3 protein-coding genes and 2 pseudogenes are annotated in these 6,377 nt (G+C 38.4%); 4 read left to right on the top strand and 1 reads right to left on the bottom strand.

Annotated features, from left to right (window positions below):
• Together BM278_RS02055 and BM278_RS02050 are read left to right on the top strand one after the other, a co-directional pair.
• Positions 1 to 156 (top strand): annotated as a pseudogene (locus tag BM278_RS02055) (transposase); the annotation flags it as partial.
• Positions 157 to 349: 193 nt separating this feature from the next.
• Positions 350 to 983, top strand: a pseudogene (locus BM278_RS02050) (FMN-binding negative transcriptional regulator).
• A gap of 106 nt (positions 984 to 1,089) precedes the next feature.
• On the opposite strand, the gene BM278_RS02045 reads toward BM278_RS02050, so the two are convergent.
• Positions 1,090 to 1,713, bottom strand: a complete 624-nt coding sequence (locus BM278_RS02045) for a LysE family translocator (protein WP_090947734.1) — start codon at positions 1,711 to 1,713, stop codon at positions 1,090 to 1,092.
• Positions 1,714 to 2,249: 536 nt separating this feature from the next.
• On the opposite strand from BM278_RS02045, the gene BM278_RS02040 reads away from it, so the two are divergent.
• Positions 2,250 to 3,947, top strand: coding sequence for a methyl-accepting chemotaxis protein (locus BM278_RS02040; RefSeq protein WP_090947733.1), 1,698 nt, complete (start codon positions 2,250 to 2,252; stop codon positions 3,945 to 3,947).
• 665 nt (positions 3,948 to 4,612) lie between these two features.
• Positions 4,613 to 6,301, top strand: a complete 1,689-nt coding sequence (locus tag BM278_RS02035; protein ID WP_090947732.1) for a methyl-accepting chemotaxis protein — start codon at positions 4,613 to 4,615, stop codon at positions 6,299 to 6,301.
• Positions 6,302 to 6,377 lie beyond the last annotated feature (76 nt).

The following is a 6,377-nucleotide window of genomic DNA, read 5'->3' as shown; positions in this document are numbered from 1 at the left end:
AAAAAAGACCAATTCGAAATGGCGGAGGATCTGAAACTCATTTATCGATCTCCGAGTAAAGAAATCGCATTGGAGATGTTTCGACAGTTTGAATCGAAATGGTCAAGCAAGTACCCAAGAGAAGTGCAATCTTGGGCCAATGAGTTGGATGTCCTCGGTCAAGTTCTAATTATTGTGTAAAATTTCGCTCTCGGTTCAGCGAACGTAAGTCCCCAGAAAATAAGACCACTTTTTGCCGTTTCTTTTTACACCATTTCTGTGATTTCATTTGATGAGGGTGCGATTGTTTTATTGAATTTTCATTCTTTTTTATGTATAATTATGCAAAATTTTGGTGGGGGAATGAGAAATGTACATCCCAAAAGCTTTTGAGGTGAATGATAAAACAAAGTTAGTAAATTTTATTAAAGACAACAGTTTTGGAATTTTATTTTCTCAGGAAGAAAGTGGACCGTTAGCTACGCATTTGCCTTTCTTAATGGATGAAAAAACGGGGGATAACGGCGTGCTGGTTGGGCATATGGCAAAACAGAATCCTCACTGGCATAAATTAAATGGCAAAGAAGTTCTTGTAGTCTTTCCGGGCCCCCACGCTTATATTTCCGCTTCTTGGTATAACGAACCGAACACTGTACCTACTTGGAATTATGTAGCAGTTCATGTATATGGAACAGTTAGAATCATAGACAAAAAAGAAGAAATGGTTGAACGGATGGAAAAGACGGTTCATTTTTATGAATCGTCTATGCCTAGCCCTTGGAATGCTAAATTTGATGATGAGTTCATCGATCGCTTAATGAACGGTATAGTTGTATTTGAAATCTCCATCAATAAGATGCAAGGGAAATGGAAGTTAAGCCAAAATCACTCCGTACAAAAGGCAACAAAACGTTATTAATCGATTAAAAACAAGCAATAAATATGATTCCGCGACAATTGCAAAAATGATGGAACAGAATATCAATCAAGCAAACAAAATATAGATCTTTACAAACATTTTGCATAAATTCGGGAGTATCGAAGAGCACCTCTTTCCTGAGCTTTTTGGTGGCACTTGCACTGCAGGAAAGGTGCTCTTTTTTAATGATTTCACTTTTCGCTAAACGCAATCTGTATGCCGATAAGCGCTAGTAGCGAACCTTTTATAATGTTCATTCGCTTTGCGATAAACGAATTAGCAAGCAGGACATGGCGAAGTTTTTCTGAAAACACGCTGACCACGACAAAAATCAGTAAAGCTTGAACAAGAAAAATGATCCCTAAAATCACCATCTGTAACGTCATGTGCCCCAGCGATTTATCCACAAATTGAGGCAATAGTGCTAAAAAGAACAATGATACTTTTGGATTAAGCAGATTCATGAGAATTCCTTTTTTATACAATGATCGATATTTTAATGGCTTGGTATGGTTAATGATAAAAATTTCCTCCTTTTCCTTAAACGATTGCCACGCTAAATAGAGTAAATAAGCCGCACCCGCATATTTTACGACGGCGAAAGCCAAAGCGGATTGATAAATGATTGCCGAAACCCCAAGCGCCGCAGCTGTAATATGCACAATAAGGCCTGAACAAAGCCCCAATGCTGTGATGATCCCTGCTTTTTTATCTTGTGAAATACTTTGGGCAATTACAAACAAAATATCTGGTCCGGGCATTAACGTCAGCAAGATTGCCACTCCTAAAAAGGACATCGTTAGTGTGAAATCCATTTGCAACACCTCTTTTGGATGGAATGGGAACTTTTTTGTTTTTTCATTGTCTTCCCGATTTATTTCGCGGAAAATCGGTTTTATTCCTTCTTAGTGGGGAATAACAAATTGCGTTTAATACTTGAATCATACGGAATAATTTATATTCGTAATTCGAAAAAGTAGGACTGAAATCATGGGTTAATTTACATAGCTGTCCGCTCAGGATATTGTGCAAAATGAACTTCGTGGCATCGCTTGGAAACGCATGATCAATTATTCTTTTGTTGTATATACTTTAGGAAATTTAGGAATTTTAGGAATATGATCTGATTTATTATGTCATTCTTTTATCATAAAATTATAATGAGTCATATAATTTTAACAATATTAACTTAGGTAGTTTGACGCAGAAAAAGGAGGTGTGATGCAGTAAAGAATTTTTAGTTATGCATTCCTATATATTGCATTGAATATAAAGAATCATTGTTCGGTTTCGCGTTTACGCTAGTTTGGAGTTCTAAAACTAAAACAGTTCAATATAGAAGGTGATAGAATTGAAAACGCTAAAGCTAGGAACGAAAATCAATCTTATTGTGTTGTGTGTAATTATTTGTTTATCGGGAATGATTACGATTGTCGCGAACATACAAATTACGCAAGGCATGAAAAAAGCGACAGTGGAAAAAGTAAAAGCAGTCCTTCTGCTTGCTTACCAATATATCGATGAGAAATACAAAGGCGATTGGATGATAAAAGATGGTGAGCTTTATAAAGGAAATGTAAAAATGAATCATAATTACGAAATCGTTGACCAAATCGGAAAACTAGTCGATGGCAACGTTGTTATTTTCCAAAATGACACTAGAGTAGCCACGAATATCAAAAAAAATGGCAAGCGGGTTGTTGGTACTACTGTTCCAAAACAAATCGCAAACACCGTGTTGGGACAAGGAAAAACTTATTTTGGGGAGGTAGAAACTTTAGGAGAAACATTTCAAGCGGCATATATGCCAATTAAGAATTCCGATGGTGAAAACATCGGCATTTTTTGCGTAAGCATGCATCAAAGACATATTAACTCCACGATCTCTGCACTTTTCAAAACATTGATTATTTCAACGCTTGTGGTACTTATTATTTCCGCTCTGTTTATTTTATGGTTTACACGAAAAATTCATCGCAGATTAACGGCTGTCTCTAATGCCCTTCAACAGGCAGGAGAAGGGAATTTTACCGTTGATATTCAAGATGATGGTAAAGATGAAATTGGGCAAATTATACATAGTTACAATAAAATGAGGGAAGATTTAAAAAATTTGTTTAAACATGTAACGATTGCGGCAGAGCAAGTAGCCTCTTCTTCGGAAGAATTAACGGCGAGCGCGGATCACACTGCACAGGCAACGGAACAAGTTTCATCAGGCACTCGGAAAATAGCGAGTGGAGCAGAAACAGAAGCAAGTAAAATTGAATCAAGCGCTACCGCTCTTGAACAAATGGCGCAGGGGATTACCAATATTGCCGATCGTTCTGTGGCGATTACTGATTTATCCAAACAAATGATTCACCAGGCAGAAGACGGAGGAAACGCTGTTCAAAAAACGGTCGAACAAATGAATTCGATTCAGCAATCTGTATCTAAATCGAAAGAAATGATTAATGTGCTGCATGAACGTTCCAAAGAGATCGGCACGATTCTAGATGTCATTAGAGAAATTGCTGATCAAACGAATCTTCTTGCGTTAAACGCTGCGATCGAAGCGGCAAGGGCGGGAGAACACGGAAAAGGCTTTGCCGTCGTCGCTGATGAAGTGAGAAAATTGGCAGAACAGTCGCGGGAGTCAGCGAAGAAAATCGCCGAACTGATTTTTAGCATCCAAGAAGATACGGAAAATACCGTGCAAATGATGGAACAAGCAATACAAAACGTGAGGGGCGGAATGGAAATCACACAAGAAACGACTCAAAAATTCAATGCAATTATGGAAAGTACAAGAGATGCTTCAGCACAACTGGAAGATATCACCGCGACAGTCCAGCAAATTTCTGCGGGAATTCAACAATTGAGTTCGACTGTCAACGAATTGGCTTCTGTTGCGAAAAGAAGCACTACGATATCCGAGGAAATCGCTGCTTCTGCGGAAGAGCAATTCGCATCGATGGAAGAAATTACATCGGCAGCAAAATCATTGGCGAATATGGCTGAAGAATTAAGGGAACTAGTTGACAAATTTAAGTTTGAGCAAGAATAAGTTTGTTTTTATGAAAGTATTCAGAGACGTAAATCTTCACAACTGTTGATTACGACTTTTTTCCCCGCATAAACAAAAATGCTCGTAAAAGAGCTTGAGGAAATTCAACGTTTTCATTATTTTGAATGGAGAAAATGCTGTCGGCGAGGGCTCTCATAAATGTGGGCCCCTTTCTTTATTTTTCACAAATGCGATGTGAGGGGAAAATTGCGTGGCAAATGCTTTAATAAGCCATTGGCCTTTTTGCGATGTCCATCAGAAAGCGGTTGCATCTCTGCTTAACTTGGGAATGAAAGAATAATTATGCACTAGATTTCGTAAATTATAAAAGATTAGGAATATAAGATGATTTACTGATATTAGTTTTTTCCATTACAATTATATCCATGTTAATTCATTTATCGGAAAATAAAGGAGGGAGTATGGAGAAAGGAAACTATGAACTAATGTCACAGTTTGCTTCTATTATATGGAAATTTATAAAATTACAACAACGATTCTCGATATCGCATAGTGAATTTATACTATGTTGGTTAATGAAAACACTTTTTTACTGAATAGCATGTCTCATTTATCTATGATACAATTACATGTCGTTGAACGCAGAAAGATTAGCGGCTAAGTTCGGAGCTGTAGAGATATAGCAATGATAGAAGGTGAGTGTAATGAACAAGTTAAAACTTGGAACGAAAATCAATTTGCTTGTGCTAAGCGTAATTATTCTTTTGGCGGCAATTATCACGGTTATCGCGAATGTTCAAATTACGAAAGGGATGAAAAAGGCGGCAATTGAAAAGGTAAAATCTGATCTTGCCTTAGCTTATCAATATATTGACGAGAAATATGAGGGAGATTGGGTGTTAAAAGATGACGGACTTTATAAGGGGGATGAAAGAATCAATGAGGATTATGAATTAGTCGATGAAATAGGGAGACTAACTGGCGGAACGGTTACTATTTTTCAAGAGAACACTAGAGTAGCAACCAACATAATAAGAAATGGCAAACGTGCCGTTGGTACAACGGTTTCAGATGAAGTTGAAAATGTAGTGTTAAAAGAAGGAAAAACTTATTTCGGAGAAGCAGAAGTGGTGGGAGTGAAGTACCAGACTGGATACATGCCGATTAAGAATGCGAGCGGAGAAAATATAGGTATTTTTTACATAGGTGCACCACAAAAATTTGTTGATTCCACTATTTCTTCATTTTTGAAGACATTCATCATTTCAATGCTTATTGTACTCACTATTTCTGCTTTGATTATTTTATGGTTTACACGCAAAATTCGCATAAGACTGTCGTCCGTTTCTAGCGCTCTTAAACAAGCGGGGGAAGGAAATTTTACTGTGGATATTGAAGATGATGCACATGATGAGATTGGTCAAATTATCGATAGTTACAACAAAATGAAAGAAAATTTGGCGAATCTACTAAAACATGTAACAACAGCGGCGGAGCAGGTAGCCGCATCTTCCGAGGAACTGACGGCAAGCGCCGATCAAACTACGATGGCGACGGAGCAAGTTGCATCAGGTATTCAACAAGTAGCGAATGGAGCGGAGATTCAGACAAGTAAAGTTGAATCGAACGCCGCTGCCTTGGAACAAATGGCGCAGGGGGTTACAAATATCGCCGATCGTTCCACGGCGATTACAGGTTTGTCGAAACAAATGACTATACAGGCGGAAGACGGTGGGGAATCCGTTAAGAAAACAGTCGAACAGATGAATGCCATTCAGCAGTCTATGTTTAAATCAGAAGAAATGATTAATGTGCTACATGAACGTTCCAAAGAAATTGGCGCGATACTGGATGTCATTAGAGAAATTGCCGATCAGACGAACCTCCTTGCGTTAAACGCTGCGATTGAAGCGGCAAGGGCGGGAGAACACGGAAAAGGCTTTGCCGTCGTCGCTGACGAAGTGAGAAAATTGGCGGAACAGTCCCGGGAGTCAGCGAAGCGAATCGCCGAACTGATTTTTGGCATCCAAGAAGACACGGAAAATACCGTACAAATGATGGAACAAGCGACACAAAATGTAAAAATGGGAATTGAAATTTCGCAAGAAACAACGCAAAAATTTAGCCTCATCTTGCAAGGAATGAAGGATATTTCGTCACAATTGGAGGATATTTCTGCAACGGCGCAACAAATTTCCGCCGGGATTCAAGAATTGTCTTCCACAGCTAACGAATTGGCGTCCGTTGCAAAAGAAAATGCAGCAACATCCGAAGAAATTGCCGCTTCTACCGAAGAACAGCTTGCTTCAATGGAAGAAATTACAGCAGCAGCAAAATCGTTGGAAAATATGGCGGAAGAACTGCAAGACCTTGTTCGTCAATTTAAAATTTAAGTTTTCATTGGTTCATATAGAGTTGAGTGTTAGCAAATGAACATTTTCATCTAAAGATTGTTCGAAAAGGAAGTTT

The organism is Parageobacillus thermantarcticus (assembly GCF_900111865.1).
Taxonomy (GTDB): domain Bacteria; phylum Bacillota; class Bacilli; order Bacillales; family Anoxybacillaceae; genus Parageobacillus; species Parageobacillus thermantarcticus.
The sequence above is the reverse complement of the archived record's forward strand: the minus strand, read 5'-3'. Positions and strand labels throughout refer to the sequence as shown.

Coding starts and splice junctions, on each gene's coding strand:
- BM278_RS02045 (WP_090947734.1), bottom strand. CDS start 1,713: ATGGATTTCACACTAACGATGTCCTTTTTAGGAGTGGCAATCTTGCTG.
- BM278_RS02035 (WP_090947732.1), top strand. CDS start 4,613: ATGAACAAGTTAAAACTTGGAACGAAAATCAATTTGCTTGTGCTAAGC.